This window comes from Nocardiopsis moroccensis (assembly GCF_055763695.1).
The window spans coordinates 3,435,144-3,449,584 of the sequence record NZ_CP199747.1 but is presented as its reverse complement, the minus strand read 5'-3'; the positions used below and the strand labels follow the sequence as shown (position 1 = coordinate 3,449,584).

The 14,441-nt window shown below is 73.7% G+C and carries 13 protein-coding genes; 5 read left to right on the top strand and 8 right to left on the bottom strand.

The genetic code is table 11. The features are described from left to right. Nucleotides 1-18: 18 nt before the first annotated feature. The 5 genes from ACUKCB_RS15350 to ACUKCB_RS15330 form a co-directional block, all read right to left on the bottom strand. Nucleotides 19-1,248, bottom strand: coding sequence for a Dyp-type peroxidase (locus ACUKCB_RS15350; protein ID WP_473036301.1), 1,230 nt, complete (start codon nucleotides 1,246-1,248; stop codon nucleotides 19-21). After that, complete coding sequence (locus ACUKCB_RS15345) at nucleotides 1,248-1,868, bottom strand: copper chaperone PCu(A)C (protein WP_473036300.1); 621 nt, start codon at nucleotides 1,866-1,868, stop codon at nucleotides 1,248-1,250. Before ACUKCB_RS15345 ends, ACUKCB_RS15350 begins: the two co-directional genes overlap by 1 nt. A 137-nt stretch (nucleotides 1,869-2,005) precedes the next feature. Then, nucleotides 2,006-2,473, bottom strand: a complete 468-nt coding sequence (locus ACUKCB_RS15340; protein WP_473036299.1) for an Hsp20/alpha crystallin family protein — start codon at nucleotides 2,471-2,473, stop codon at nucleotides 2,006-2,008. After that, nucleotides 2,470-4,137, bottom strand: coding sequence for a BCCT family transporter (locus ACUKCB_RS15335; protein WP_473041019.1), 1,668 nt, complete (start codon nucleotides 4,135-4,137; stop codon nucleotides 2,470-2,472). The genes ACUKCB_RS15340 and ACUKCB_RS15335 overlap by 4 nt, the downstream gene beginning before the upstream one ends. Before the next feature lie 262 nt (nucleotides 4,138-4,399). Beyond that, complete coding sequence (locus tag ACUKCB_RS15330; protein ID WP_473036298.1) at nucleotides 4,400-4,840, bottom strand: MarR family winged helix-turn-helix transcriptional regulator; 441 nt, start codon at nucleotides 4,838-4,840, stop codon at nucleotides 4,400-4,402. 398 nt (nucleotides 4,841-5,238) lie between these two features. Between ACUKCB_RS15330 and ACUKCB_RS15325 the strand changes: the two genes are divergently transcribed. The 4 genes from ACUKCB_RS15325 (at nucleotide 5,239) to ACUKCB_RS15310 (ending at nucleotide 9,836) form a co-directional block, all read left to right on the top strand. Further along, nucleotides 5,239-6,273 carry a polyprenyl synthetase family protein gene (locus tag ACUKCB_RS15325; protein WP_473041018.1) on the top strand — a complete coding sequence of 345 codons (1,035 nt, stop codon included), beginning with the start codon at nucleotides 5,239-5,241 and terminating at the stop codon, nucleotides 6,271-6,273. Between the two features lie 121 nt (nucleotides 6,274-6,394). After that, nucleotides 6,395-7,861, top strand: coding sequence for a phytoene desaturase family protein (crtI, locus tag ACUKCB_RS15320; RefSeq protein ID WP_473041017.1), 1,467 nt, complete (start codon nucleotides 6,395-6,397; stop codon nucleotides 7,859-7,861). Then, complete coding sequence (locus tag ACUKCB_RS15315; RefSeq protein WP_473036297.1) at nucleotides 7,858-8,817, top strand: phytoene/squalene synthase family protein; 960 nt, start codon at nucleotides 7,858-7,860, stop codon at nucleotides 8,815-8,817. The genes crtI and ACUKCB_RS15315 overlap by 4 nt, the downstream gene beginning before the upstream one ends. An 11-nt stretch (nucleotides 8,818-8,828) precedes the next feature. After that, a complete protein-coding gene (locus tag ACUKCB_RS15310) occupies nucleotides 8,829-9,836 on the top strand; it encodes a DUF5914 domain-containing protein (protein ID WP_473036296.1) in 1,008 nt (335 codons plus the stop codon). Here ACUKCB_RS15310 and ACUKCB_RS15305 read toward each other — a convergent pair. Continuing rightward, a complete protein-coding gene (locus tag ACUKCB_RS15305; RefSeq protein WP_473036295.1) occupies nucleotides 9,800-11,374 on the bottom strand; it encodes an FAD-dependent oxidoreductase in 1,575 nt (524 codons plus the stop codon). The two genes, ACUKCB_RS15310 and ACUKCB_RS15305, sit on opposite strands and share 37 nt — an antisense overlap. Continuing rightward, nucleotides 11,371-12,117: a class I SAM-dependent methyltransferase gene (locus tag ACUKCB_RS15300; protein WP_473036294.1), complete on the bottom strand. Its 747-nt coding sequence runs from the start codon at nucleotides 12,115-12,117 to the stop codon at nucleotides 11,371-11,373. Before ACUKCB_RS15300 ends, ACUKCB_RS15305 begins: the two co-directional genes overlap by 4 nt. Before the next feature lie 52 nt (nucleotides 12,118-12,169). Between ACUKCB_RS15300 and ACUKCB_RS15295 the strand changes: the two genes are divergently transcribed. Continuing rightward, nucleotides 12,170-13,399: a lycopene cyclase family protein gene (locus ACUKCB_RS15295; protein WP_473036293.1), complete on the top strand. Its 1,230-nt coding sequence runs from the start codon at nucleotides 12,170-12,172 to the stop codon at nucleotides 13,397-13,399. Here the strand turns inward: ACUKCB_RS15295 and ACUKCB_RS15290 are convergent. Continuing rightward, nucleotides 13,368-14,435 carry a MerR family transcriptional regulator gene (locus ACUKCB_RS15290; protein WP_473036292.1) on the bottom strand — a complete coding sequence of 356 codons (1,068 nt, stop codon included), beginning with the start codon at nucleotides 14,433-14,435 and terminating at the stop codon, nucleotides 13,368-13,370. The two genes, ACUKCB_RS15295 and ACUKCB_RS15290, sit on opposite strands and share 32 nt — an antisense overlap. Nucleotides 14,436-14,441: the final 6 nt, after the last annotated feature.

Sequence of the window (14,441 nt, the reverse complement as noted above, 5' to 3'; positions counted from 1 at the left end):
CCGGGCCCCGCGGGCCGGTCAGCCCTCCACCAGGCCCTGGCCGACGAACCCTCCTTCGGCGCAGCCGGGCGGGATCGCGTACACGGCCGATCCCACCGCCGTCACCCACTGGTTGAGCAGGTCCAGTTCGTCCAGGCGGCGCTGGACGGGCAGGAACTGACGTACCGGGTCGGCCTGGAAGGAGACGAACAGCAGCCCCGCCTCCCCCCTGGCCCGGTCGTCGTAGTTGTAGCCGCGGCGGAACATCCGTTCGTCCGGGTCCCCGGTGCGGGCGCGGCGCACGTGCGCGAAGTCGGCGATCACCGGGAGTCCGCCGTCCCCCTTGGCCTCGAAGTCGGGTTCGTCGTCTTCACTGTCCCCGGTCAGCGGTGCGCCGTCGGACAGCCTGCGCCCGATCACCGCCTCGCGGGCGGGGCGGTCCAGTTCGTCCCAGGTGTCCAGGTGGGTGGCGATCCGGCGCAGGACCAGGGAGGTGCCCCCGGTCAGCCAGTCCGGTCCGGCCCCGCCCCACACCAGGCGCTCGAAGTCCTCGGTTCCGGGAGCGGGGTTGACGGTGCCGTCCACCTGGCCCATGAGGTTGCGCATGGTGGTCCCGTCGGGTTGGGATCCGTGGGCGCGGCGGAAGCCGTCCTGGCTCCAGCGCAGCCGGCCGAACGCCCGGGAGTCCTTCAGCAGGATCCGGGCGGCGTGCGAGACGGTGACCGGGTCGTCGGCGCACACCTGGAGCAGCAGGTCGGTCTGGCCCCAGGCGGGGTCGAGGTCGTCGTGTTCGAAGTCGGGAAGGTCGGTGAGCCAGTCCGGGACCGCGTCGGGGTCCACCCGCTCCACCAGGCCCGGGCCGAAGCCGAAGGTCACGGTCAGGCGGGCGGGCACCCGGGCGAGTTCGGGCTCGGTGTCGGCCAGCGCCGGTTCGCCCCGGGCCAGGCGTGCGGCGTCGTCGCTGAGCAGGAACAGCAGTCGGCGCACGCCCTCCGCCGTCACCTCCGGCTCCAGGTCGATGCCGAGGAGGGTGGCGTGCGCCTGGGGCGCGGTCTGTACCCCGGCCTGGTGGGTCCCGTGGAAGGCGACGGTCTGTTCACCGTGCGGCGGGGGAGGGGCGGCCGGTTCGGGTTCGTCGGTGGGCAGCACCCGGTGGGTGAGGGTGGCGCCGAGCGCGCCCGCCCCGGCCGCGGCCCCGCCCAGGAACAGGTTGCGGCGGCTCAGCCGACCGTGGGGCGGCCCTTCGTCCTGGTGCCCGGCAGCGCCCATCAGTGGTCCCCGTGCTCGTCGTCGCCCTCGTGCTCCCCGTGCTCGGCCCCGCCTTCGTGGTCTCCGTGGCCATCGCCGCCCTCGTACTCCTCGTTGGCTCCGGCGTGTTCCTTGACCGGTGCGGTGAACTCGGTGGTGGAGCCGTCGGAGAACTCCAGGGTGAGGGCGGTCTCCGATCCGGGCTCCAGGTCCCCGGTCAGACCCATCAGCATGATGTGGTCCCCGCCCGGGGTCAGCGGGAGGGCTCCGCCGGCGGGGACGAGGAAGCCGTCCTCCTTCTCCCGCATGGTCCCCTCGGTGCCCTCGCCCACCACCTCGTGCAGCTCCGCGGTCTCGGAACCCTCGTGTGCGGCGGCGACGACGGTGACGTCGGTCCCGGTGCCGTTGACGATCTCGCCGAAGACCGCGGTCATACCGTCGTCCTCGGTGGCCGCCTTGATCCAGGGGTCGGTGACGGAGGAGCCGTCGGCCGCGGTTCCGGCCCCGCCGTCATCCGTGGAGGAGCCGTCGGCTCCGGCGGTGTCGGGGGCCTCGGCGGTGCCGGTGCCGCCGCAGGCGGTCAGGGCCAGGAGCAGGGTGAGGGACAGCGGCGCCAGGGACAGGGTTCGGGCGTGGGCCATGGGATCTCCTCGGACGGGCCGTCGGACGCGGCCGTTCGGTAGGAGAGTCGGTCACGCGGCGGCCCTGGTTCCCGCGGACACGTAAAAAGCCCCGCCGGAGGGTGTCCTCCGACGGGGCCGGGTGCCTCGGGGGCGGGTCAGCGGCGCTTGCGCCGCGTGACGGTGATGCGCTTGGGGCCCCGCTGGTTGGCGGCCCCGCGCACGACGACCTCCAGGAGCCCCTCACCGTAGCTGGCCGTGATGTCCTCCTCCTCGACCCCGTCGGGGAGGCTGATCTCGCGGCGGAACGTACCCATGAACCGTTCCGAGGAGTAGTAGACGACGTCCTCGCCGTCGCGCTGCCGCTCCCCGCTGATGGTCAGGATGCCGTGGTTGAGGCTGATCGCCACGTCCTCCTCGTACACCCCCGGCACCTCGCAGCGGATCACCAGGTCGCTTCCCTTGGCGAGGATGTCGGTGGGCGGGCTCCAGGCGTCGGCGAAGCCGCGTTCGCGCTCGCCGGCCTGACCGCCCTCTATCGAGGACATGGTGTCGGAGATGCGGTTCATCTCGGTGATCATGTCAACGACCCCGTGGAAGGGGTTGCTGAACCTCTTGGGTGTCATGTGCCCTCTGCCTCCTCTGGACTGTCGCCCTCGTTCCTGCGGTCCACCCGGACGCTTCCCGTGCGGGCCGGCGGCGGCCGGTCCTCCGCCCGCAGCCGTTTGGCCTCACCGGGCTTGGGTTCGTTGCCCAGCCCCTTGAACAGCCCCCACAGCATGAACACGAGGATGACCGCGAAGGGCAGGCCCGTGACCACGGAGGCCGCCTGGAGCGCGTCCAGGGCGTTCGTCCCGCCCAGCACCAGCAGGATGAGCGTCACGCCGCCCTCGCTGACCGCCCAGAAGGCGCGCTGGAGCCGGAGCGGTTTGGTGTCCCCGCCGTTGGTGAGGGTGTCCACCACCAGTGATCCGGAGTCGGAGGAGGTGACGAAGAAGATGGTCACCACCAGGATCAGCAGGACGGAGGCGATCACCGTGACCGCCGGGGCCAGGGGCAGGGCGTCCAGCAGGTGGTAGGCGGCCTGGGCCTCGTCGCCCTCGTTGAAGCCGCCCTCACCGAACAGTTCGTAGTACAGGCCGGAACCGCCGAACACCCCGAACCACAGCAGGGAGACCACGACCGGGGCGAACAGGGCGCCGAGGATGAACTCGCGGATGGTGCGGCCGTAGGAGATGCGGGCCAGGAAGACACCGACGAAGGGCGCCCAGGAGATCCACCAGCCCCAGTAGAAGACGCTCCAGCCGGTGGTGAAGTTCGCGGCGGTCTCGTCGGCGAGTGGGCTCGGGAAGGACAGGCTCCAGGGGACCAGGTTGCCCAGGTACTCGCCCGCTCCGGTGAGCGTGGAGCTGATCATCCACAGCTTGGGTCCCACGGCGAAGACGAACGCCAGCAGGATGAACGCCAGCCACAGGTTGATCACCGACAGGCGGCGGATGCCCTTGTCGATCCCGGACAGGACGCTGAACAGGGCGATGCCGGTGATCACGATGATGATGGCCGACTGGGACCACGAGTTGTTCGGCAGCCCGAAGACCTCGGACAGGCCGCCGTTGATCTGCAGGGTGCCCAGACCGAGCGAGGTCGCCAGGCCGAAGATGGTGCCGAACACCGCCAGGATGTCCACCAGGTTGCCCGGCCAGCCGAAGGCCCTGTCGCCGAGTAGCGGGTAGAGCGCCGACGCGGGGCGCAACGGCAGCCCCTTGCGGAAGGCGAAGTAGCCCAGGGACAGCCCGAGGGCGATGTAGATCGCCCAGGGGTGGAAGCTCCAGTGGAAGAAGCTCAGCCCCAGGGCCTCCCCGACCGCCTCGGGCTGGGGCACCGGGTCCGCGCCGGGCTCGGGGGCGACCGGGGCCAGCTCGCTGGAACGCGGTGAGTGCAGGTGGGTGACGGGCTCGGCGACGCCCCAGAAGACGAGGCCGATGCCCATACCCGTGGTGAACAGCATCGCGAACCAGGCGATCGTGCCGAACTCGGGCCTGGAGTCGTCGGGTCCGAGCCTGATCTTCCCGAACCTGCTCAGCATCAGGAAGACGGCCACGCCGAGGAAGAAGGTGGTCGCCAGCACGTAGAACCAGCCCAGCTGGGAGCCGATCCAGTCACGGGCGGCCGAGGCCCCGGCCAGCAGGGGATCGGTGAGGACGATCCCCAGCACGACGAAGGCGATGATGACTGCGCCTGAGACGACGAAGACGGGTGGGTTGGTGTGGTCGCGAACGTACTCGCGCAGGGATGAGATGGTGGCTCCTTCCCAGCCCCGCTGGGTGTACGGGGGTTGGAGCGCCGGTTCCTGCACCGGCCACGGACATGTCCCGTGGGATGGTAGAGGCTTTGGTCCCTGGCAGTAAAGCGAGCGTTCGCTCACGGAGAGTTCCGACAAAGTGTGCCATGTCGGTCTTCGAACGCAACTCCGGAGTCAGGGGCGAAGCGCCGGTCCCCGGGACTCCGGTTCCCTGGAGGTGTCGGTCCGCCGGGGCGGCCGGACGGAGCCGTCAGTGGCGGCGGGGCGTCCGCTGGGCGACGAGCGTGTCCAGAGCCGTGTTCACCCGGTCCAGCCAGCCCGTGATCACCTCCAGCTCCTCCAGCGAGTAGTCCTCGTGCAGAGAGGTCATGACGTCGCGCATCCCCGGCGCGGTGCCGGCGGCCATCTTCTCGGCCCCCTCCACCAGGCGCACCGCGACCTTGCGCCGGTCCAGCGGGTGGGGGGTGCGTTCGACCAGGCCGTGCGCCTCCATCCGGTCGATCACCCCGGTCACCGAACCCGTGGACAGGCACAGGCTGTCCGCGATCTCCCCCGGGGTCATGGTTCCGGCCACCCGCAGCAGTGTGTAGCACTGGAAGTCGGTCGGGTTCATGCCCGAGCGCTCCGACATCCGGTGCAGCAACCGCACCAGTCCCACCGCCAACTGCTGACCGTCGGTCTGCAGCGCCATGTACAGGTCCGTGCGGGAGCGCGGCCCGTTCGCCCCGGGGCCGTGCGGTTCGTCCGGATTCGGCGTGGACGCGTTCGCAGCCGACGCCTCCACCCCGGACGCGGTCGACCCCTCGGGCACGGCGGGCCGGGTTCTGGGCGCGCTGTCCATGGGTCTCCCAACGTCGCGGTGACCGGGCCCTCCGGTCACCGGGAACGAGTTTAGGGGGACCTCGAAGTGTTGGGTGGCCCGGGAAGAGCGCGATGTGTAATAGTTCGGAATAGAAGAATCATGGAAAACGAGACATTTGGTTCGTTGTGCCTTCCGTTGAGGAGGTTGTCATCACCGAAACCGGTAGGGAAGCACCCGCCGTACCCGGGCGAGCCCCGGCCGGGGACGTCGACGGGGTCCGGGCGGCCGTGGGCGGGGTCCTGCACGAACACCTGGGCGCACGGGTACGCGAAGTGGATCTGCTCGACCCCGGGTGCGGCCGTGAACTGGCCGAACGCATCGTCTCCTTCACCCTGGGCGGCAAACGGCTCCGGTCCGTCCTGCTCTGGTGGGGGTGGCTCGCAGGCGGGGGCGACGCCCGGGGCGGCCCGGCCCGGGCGGCACTGTCCGCCGGGGCCGCCATCGAGATGCTCCAGACCTTCGCGCTGGTCCACGACGACGTCATGGACGCGGCGCCCACCCGGCGGGGGGAGCCCTCCGTGCACGCCGCCCACGCCGCGGCGCACCGCAGGCGCCGCTACCGCGGTGAGTCCGCCCGCTACGGCGACTCCATGGCGGTCCTGACCGGCGACCTCGCCCTGGCCTGGGCGGACGACCTGCTGTACGGGGCACTCGCCGACCTGGTCACCCGGGCCCGGGCGTACCGCGTGTGGAGCGACATGCGCACCGAGGTGATGGTCGGGCAGTTCCTGGACCTGCGCTCCCAGGCGCGTGCCGAGCGCTCGGTGCGCACCGCCCTGCGGACCGACCGGCTCAAGACGGCCTCCTACACCGTCGAACGCCCCCTGCAACTGGGAGCGGTCATGGCCGGAGCCCCCGCCGCGACCGAGGAGGCGCTGCGCGGCTACGGCCGTGACGTGGGGGTGGCCTTCCAACTCCGCGACGACCTCCTGGACCTCTACGGGGACCCGGACCGCACCGGGAAGGAACCGGGGGAGGACCTGCGCGAGGGCAAGAACACCATGCTCCTCGCGGCGGGGATCGAACTGGCCCGTGAGCGTGGTGACCTCGCCGCCCTGGCCCTGTTGGAGGGGGTGGGGGCCGTTCCCGTGGACCCGGCCGAGGCCGCCGCCGCGCTCGACCGCGTGGGCGCCCGAGCCCTGGTCCACGGACGCTGCCGCGCCCTGGCCGGGCGGGGGACGGCCCGCCTCGCCGACCTCGACCTCGACCCGGCCCTGCGGGAGGGGTTGGCCGGCTTCGCCGACACCGCGGCACGCATCTGACCGGCCCCGCCCACGAACCCCACCCACGAACGGAAGAGATCCCGTGAACCCTGTCCAGACACCGCAGCCAGTCACCGGGCTCCCCCGGCCGCCCGGGCGCCCCCGTACCGGCCGGGACCCCGTGGTCGTCGTGGGCGCCGGGCTGTCCGGCCTGTCCTGTGCCCTGCACCTGCTCGGTGCCGGACGCGACGTGGTCCTCGTCGAACGCGAGGAGCACCCGGGCGGCCGGGCCGGCCGCCTGGACATGGACGGCTTCCGCGTCGACACCGGGCCCACGGTCCTGACCATGCCCGAAATCCTGGACGAGGCCTTCGCGGCGGTCGGCGAGAGCCTCCGGGACCGCCTCGACCTCCTGCCGCTGGCCCCGGCCTACCGCGCCTCCTTCGCCGACGGTTCCGTCATCGACGTGCACACCGACCGCCGCCGGATGACCGCCGAGGTCGCCAGGGTCGCCGGGATCCGGGAGGCGGTCGGTTACCTGCGTCTGCGCGAGTGGCTCACCCGCCTGTACGAGGTGGAGATGCGCTCGTTCATCGACGCCCGGTTCGACTCGCCCCTGGACCTGCTCGGCCCGGACCTGGCGCGGTTGGCGGCGATGGGCGGCTTCGGCCGGCTGGCCCCCGCGGTCGGCCGCCACCTCGGGGACGAGCGCCTGCGCAGGATCTTCTCCTTCCAGTCGCTGTATGCCGGGGTGGCGCCCGAACGGGCGCTGGCCGCCTACGCCGTCATCGCCTACATGGACACCATCGCGGGCGTGTACTTCCCGCGCGGCGGGATGCGCGCCATCGCCGACGCCCTGGCGGGAGCCGCCGCCAAGGCGGGCGCACGGCTGCGTTACGGGTGCGACGTCACCCGGCTGGAACGGTCCGGCGACCGGGTCACGGCGGTACTGACCGACCAGGGCGAACGCATCGCCTGCGACCAGGTCGTGCTCACCGTCGACCTGCCCGCCGCCCACCGCCTCCTGGGCCACCGTCCGCGGCGCCCGGTGCCGCACCGGTTCTCGCCCTCGGCGGTGGTCCTGCACCTGGGCACCGACCGCACCTGGGACCACCTGACCCACCACACCATCTCCTTCGGAGAGCAGTGGGAGCGCACCTTCACCGAGATCATCGACCAGGGGCGCCCGATGAGCGACCCCTCGCTGCTGGTCACCCAGCCCACGCTCACCGACCCCTCGCTGGCCCCGGACGGCCACCACCTGCTCTACGTCCTGGCCCCCGCCCCCAACCTCGCCGCGGGCGACACCGACTGGGACCGGGAGGGCCCGCGCTACCGCGACGCCGTCGTCCGGACCCTGGAGGAGCGCGGACTCACCGGACTGGACGCCTCGGTACGCGCCGAACGGCTGGTCACCCCGGCCGACTGGGCCCGCCAGGGCCTGGCCCGGGGGACCCCGTTCTCGTTGGCGCACACCTTCGCCCAGACGGGCCCCTTCCGCCCCCGCAACACCGTGCCCGGCACCGCCAACGCCGTCCTCGCGGGTTGCGGCACCACACCGGGAGTGGGGCTGCCCACCGTGCTGCTCTCGGGGAAACTGGCCGCCGCGCGCCTTCTGGCCGCATCGAAACGACGGGGACGCCGATGAGCACCGCCACCGCCGAACTGGACGCCGCGGGTATCACCGCCCGGCGCTTGCGCGAGGACTACCTGCGCTGTCGCGGGCTGCACGCCCACCACGGCCGCACCTACTACACGGCCACCCGGGTCCTGCCCCCCGAACGCCGCCCCGGCATCCACGCGCTCTACGGGTTCGCCCGCTGGGTGGACGACATCGTCGACGAACCGGCCCCCGGGACCACGGTCGAGGACCGCAGGTCCCGCCTGGACCGCATCGACGTCGACCTCGCCGCGGCCCTGTCCGGGGCCGAACCGGCGGAACCGGTCCTGCGCGCCCTGGCGCACACCGTGCGCCGCTACGCGCTGCCGCCCGAGTACTTCACCGCCTTCATGGCCTCCATGCGGATGGACCTGACGGAGACCGGGTACCGCGACCTCGACCACCTGCGCGAGTACATGTACGGATCGGCCGCGGTGATCGGGCTCCAGGTCCTGCCCGTCCTGGGCACCGTCGCGCCCCGCGAGGAGGCCGCGCCGCACGCCGCCGCCCTGGGCGAGGCCTTCCAACTCACCAACTTCCTGCGCGACGTGGCGGAGGACCTCGGCCGCGGGCGCGTCTACCTGCCCGCCGACACCCTGGACCGGCACGGCGTCGACCGGGCCCTGCTGGAGCATTGCGCCGGCACCCGCGCCCCGGACCCCCGGGTGCGGCGGGCCGTCGCCGAACTGGTGCAGGTCAACCGGGACCTCTACCGGCTGGCCGAACCCGGGGTGGCGATGCTCGAACCGGTGGCCCGGCCGTGTGTCGCCACCGCCCTGCGCCTCTACCGGGCCATCCTGGACGAGATCGCCGCGGCGGACTTCGACGTGTGGAGCGTCCGCCACCGGGTGTCCGACACCCGCAAGATGGCGGCGGCCATGCCCGCCCTCGCCCGCTCCCTGTGGGCACGGGCCGTCCCGCGACCCCGCAGCTCCACCCCCTGAGGAGAGCACAGATGTCCCTGCCCGACCCCGAACCGCGACGGATCCCCCTGCGCCGGATGCCCAGGGGCACCTGGGCCCGCCAGGAACCCACCTGGCGGGAGGCTGCCCCGGGGGTGATCGGGGCGGCCCTCAAACGTGCCCTGGCCCGTCCCTCGGGCAACTGGTACGTCCTGGCCGCCGCCGACGAGGTGCGGACCGACCGCCCCTTCGGCCGGGTGGTGGCCGGCACCGAACTGGTCGCCTGGCGCACCCCCGACGGGGTCGTGCACGCGGGCCCGGGGGCCTGCCCCCACCTGGGCGCACCGCTGTGTCGGGGAGCGGTGGACCGGGGGCGCCTGGTGTGCCGCTGGCACGGGCTCTCCCTGGGGGCCGAGGGCTTCCCCGGTTGGAGCCCCTACCCCGCCCACGACGACGGCGTGCTCGTGTGGGTGCGTCTGGACCGCGCGGGCGGCGAGGAGCCCCTGGACGCACCCGTCGTCCCCGAACGCCCCGCGGCCGCCCTGCGCGTCGCGGCGGTGGAGAGCATGGCGGGCCGGTGCGAACCCGAGGACGTGGTCGCCAACCGGCTCGACCCCTGGCACGGTTCCTGGTTCCATCCCTACTCGTTCGTCGGGCTCCGGGTGACCGAAGTACCGAGCGGCCCCGACCCCGATCCGGACCGGATGGTGGTGGACGTCGGCTTCCGGGTGGCCGGCCAGTGGGGCGTGCCGGTGCGCGCCGAGTTCACCTGCCCCGAGCCCCGGACCGTGGTCATGCGCATCATCGAGGGCGAGGGGGAGGGGAGCGTGGTGGAGACCCACGCCACCCCGTTGGGCGTGGACGAGCGCGGCGTGCCCCGCACCGCCGTCATCGAAGCGACCGTCGCCGCCTCCGAACGCACCGGCTTCGCGCTGGCCCGCAGGGCCGCGGGGGCGGTCCGCCCACTGATGCGGATGGCCGCCCGCCGCCTGTGGCGCGACGACCTCGCCTACGCCGAACGCCGCTACCTGCTTCGTGCCCGCGGCTGCTGGCCCGGCTGACGCAGGGACCGGGCCGCGGCGCGCAGCGGAGCGAACCTGCCCCGGCGGGGCACGCTCCACACGGTGTGGCCCGGCAGCCCCCACCGGGTGAGCAGGGCGTTGGCGGCCAGGACACCGCTGGTGGCCGCGCGCTCCATCAACGCCACCGGCAGGTCCACCCGCACGTGGTCACCGGCCACCGTCAGCCAGGGGACCGGTGTGGTCACCGTGCAACGCCCTGCGTAACCACCCGGTGGGAACAGCGGGCAGTCCTGCCGCACCTCGTGCCGGGCGTCCACCACCCGCGCCGCGCGCAGTTCGGGGTAGGCGGTCAGTGCCTGTTTCCACAGCGAGGCCTGCTCGGCCGCCTGGTCGCACCCCTGCGGCAGTGCGTAGGCGTGCAGTTCCACGACCGAACCGCCGGTGCGCCGCGCCCAGGCCGACGCCTGGTCCTCGTAGCGTTCCAGGACGCTGATGTTGTCCAGGGTGGGGTACCCGGCGGTGCCCAGGAACGCCTGCCGATGGGGGCGCACCGGCCGGTCCAGCCAGTAACGGGAGACCAGGAACGGCGGTGCGGACGGCAGCGCGCCCACCCGGGCCCGCCAGGCGCTGGTGCCCAGGCCGGGGGAGTCCGCCACCAGGCGGCGCAGCCCGGGCGGATCCGTGGCCAGTACCACCCCGTCGAAGGACGAGCTGTGCTCCCCGCTGTTGTCGGACCAGGCCACGGAGGCCGCGTCGGCCCTCGACGGGGTGATCCGGTCCACCCGGGCCCCCTGGTGGAAACGGACCCCCGACCTGCGCAGGCGCTCGGCCAGCGGATCCCACAGCGCCTGCGGGAAGGGTGAGCGGGGCACGTCGAACACCAGCCCCTCGGCGGAACCGAGGAAGTAGATGTGGAACATCACGGCCATCTCCGCCGCGGACAGGTGCTCGGGTGCGGCGAAGAAACTCCGGCTGAAGACCTCGAAGGCCAGGTGGCGGGCGCTGCGCGGGAAGCGGACCAGGTCCAGCAGCTCCTGGGCGCTCAGGTGGTCCAGGCGTTCGTGCACACCCGGCACGTCCACGTCCAGCAGTTGCAGCGCGGCGGGCAGGTTCACCCCGGCCAGCTCACGGAACGGGAAACTCCGGCTGGTGGCCGCCAGGACGAGGGCGTTCCACGGCGGGGCCGGAGGGAGGCCGGAGAACCGGTCGGCCAGCCCCGAGGAGTGCACCAGCGGGTAGTCCGTCAACGGCACCAGGCCGGACAGCTCCGGGTCGGCGTGGCGCAGCAGCGCGCGCAGGTTGTAGTACTGCCGGAAGAAGGCGTGGAAGCCCCTGCTCATCGTCGCGGTGGAGCCGTCCGCCAGTTCGGTGTCCCAGCCGCGCAGCCGACCGCCCAGCCCCTCCTCGCGTTCCAGGACCCGCACCCGGACACCGCGCTCGGACAGGGCGCGGGCGGCCGACAGCCCGGCGATGCCCCCGCCCACCACCGCCACCCGCGGGGTGCTCCGCGGCGGCGGTCCCACCGGCGGGGGCGCCGGGACCGCCTCCGCGGCCGGGTCGTGTACGTCCGCGTTCACCAGCGGCCCCCGGGCCGGGCGCCGACGAAGGTGTGGGTGATCCCGTACTGCCAGCCCGGCAGCGGGGCCCCGGCCACCGACTCCAGCCCGGCGGCGCGCATCCGCGCCAGCAGGGCGCGGGCGCCGTCGAACTCCACCACGCTGCGCCACAGGTAGCGGAACAGGTCCGCGCGGCCGGTCAGGGCCCGCCCGGAGGGGATGACCACCCCCCAGCACACCGCGGTCCACACCGCCCGGGCCGACACCGAGTCCGCCACGGAGTACTCGTGCAGGGCCACGCGCCCGCCGGGCCGCAGCACCGCCGAGATCGCGGACAGCAGGGCGTCGGGGTCGGGGACGTTGCGGATCAGGTACGCGGCGAACACCGCGTCCGCCGGGCCGCCCAGGCGCTCGGCCACCCACTCCGGGGTCAGCGTCTCGGCCCGCGCCCGGTGGAATTCCACACCGTGCGGCCAGACCTTGGCCCGTGCGGCGTCGAGCATGCCCTGCGAGGCGTCCACAGCCACGATCCGGGCCCGCGGCGCCGCCTCCGCAAGGGCCGCCGTGGACGCTCCGGTCCCGCACCCCAGGTCCAGCAGGCGCAGGCCCTCCCCCCGCCCCGGCAGCCGTAGCCGCCGCACGGAGGTGCGCAGGTCGCGGTGGTATCCGGGGTTGGCGCCGACCAGCCTGTCGTAGGCGTCGGCCGCGTGGTCGAACTCGTGGGTGACCGCTCCGGTCTTCATCCGGCCCGTCGTGGTGGTCATGATCCTCCCGTGTCCACCCGCCGAACGCCCCGCGCCCCGGCATGCTGGTGGTATGGCCGACTACGAAGTGGTGATCATCGGTGGGGGAGCCGCAGGGCTCACCCTGGCCCATAGCATGGGCGGGGTCAACGAACGACGCGGACGGCCCCTGCGCACCGCCCTGCTGGAACCACCGCCCGGGCCGCACACGCCGCCCCCGCGCACCTGGTGCTTCTGGGAGGCGGAGGGCGGACTCTGGGATCCGCTCCTGGCCGCACGGTGGCGCGATCTGACCGTGCTGGGGCCCGACGGCGCCGAGTACCGTTCCCCTGCCGACCCCTACCTGTACAAGATGCTGCGCTCCACCGACGTGGCCGCGCACGTCCGCGACCGCGCCGACGAGCACCTGGATCAGCGGGAGCTGTACGTGACCGCCCTGGTCGACGGCCCCGACCACGCCACGGTGCACGCCACCGCCCCCGACGGGACCGCGGTCCGCCTGAGGGCCCGGTGGGTCTTCGACTCGCGTCCGCCGCCCGTGCCGCAGGGCGGGCGCACCACCCTGCTCCAGCACTTCCGGGGCTGGTTCGTGCGCGCCCCCCGCGACGCCTTCGACCCCGGGGCCGCCGTTCTGATGGACCTGCGTCCGCCCCAGCCCCGCACTGGGGTGGCCTTCGGGTACGTGCTCCCGCTGTCCTCCCGGGAGGCGCTGGTGGAGTACACCGAGTTCGGGCGCAGCGCCCTGACCACGGCCGAGTACGACGAGGCGCTCACCGACCACTGCGCCCGGGTCGGGCTGGGGGACGTCGAGGTCACCGCCGCGGAACAGGGGGTGATCCCGATGACCGACGCGCCCTTCCCCACCCGTACCGGTCGGCGCCTGTTCCGCATCGGCACCGCGGGCGGGGCCACCCGGCCCTCCACCGGCTACACCTTCAGCGGGGTGGCCCGCCAGACGGCCGCGGTGGCCCGGGCCCTGGTCGAGGACCGGACCCCGGTGCCTCCGGTGCCCTACCGGGCCAGGCACCTGGCCATGGACGCCATCATGCTCCGGGCGCTGGACAGCGGTCGGGTGGCGGGCGCCGACTTCTTCACGCGGCTCTTCGCCGCCAACCGGCTCGGCGACGTCCTGGCCTTCCTGGACGGCACCTCCCGCCTGCCGGGGGAGCTCGCGATGGGGCTGACCACCCCTCTCGGAGCGATGTCCCGGACCACCCTCGACCACCTGTGGTACAGCCTGCGCACCCGCGTCGGCGGGGCCCCGGGCCGGTTCAGGGAGCCAGGGCGGCCATCGCCTCGGTGAGGGAGCCCAGGTGGCCGCCGGCGAACCGCCGGGCCGCCCGCACACCGCGCCAACCCGGGCCCGCCGTGTACAGGCCGACGTGTTCCCTGGCGGCGTCGGCGGCCCCGGCGGCGGCCAGCAGCGCCCCGGCGCCCTGTTCGCCACGGGTGTGGCACCACAGCACCACGGCGCTCGGACCGGTCCGCCGGACGGTGCGCACGACCGCCTCGGCGGGGGTGCAGGGCCCCAGGACCCGGTGGGCCCGCCCGGCCTCCCGCAACGCCGCGGCCAGGGCCTCCACCGGCAGGCTGTGCATCTCGTGCGGGGCGCAGGCCAGGACCACCGGCCGGCCGGATCCGTGCGCGCGGCCCGGACCCGCGGCCGGGTCCGGCCGCCCCGGGGGCACCCGGCGCAGCGCCGAGGAGACCGACCAGGACAGCAGGTGCTCCACCTCCACGTAGCGGCGGGTGTCCTCCCACTTGCGGCCCATTCCGTACAGCAGCGGCATCGCCAGGTTCTCCCAGACCGCGACGGTGCCGTGTTCGGCCAGGGCCCTCTGCAGCAGGTGTTCGACCAGGTCGGAGTCCATGCGCATGGCGGCGCGGGCGATCCCCTGCAGGGAGGGGGACGCGGAGCCGAGCGGCAGGGTGTCCCCGCCCGGCCGCCCCGGCCGTCCTGGGGCGGACCGGGAGGGGCTCCCGGGTGGTGTTGACGGGGTGTCGTGGGGGTCTGCTGGGGCGTGAGTGTGATCCTGTCCGGTTCGCCCGGGCGTGTCCGGGGAATCCTTCTGGGACACGGCGGCGGACGCGCGAAGGACCGGCCGAGCCGCCGGGGTCCGGTCCAGGATCCGCTGTGCGGCCGAGGCGGGGGGCACGCCCTCACCGACCAGGCGGCACAGTTCCCGCAACCGGTCCATGTCGGCCGGTGAGTACCTGCGGTGGCCGCCGGGGCTGCGCTCCCCGGGACCGATCCCGTAACGCCGGTCCCAACTGCGCAGCGTGGTCGGCGTGACCCCCAACAGGCGGGCCGCGGCCCCCGGGGAGAGTGCGTCGTTCATGGCACC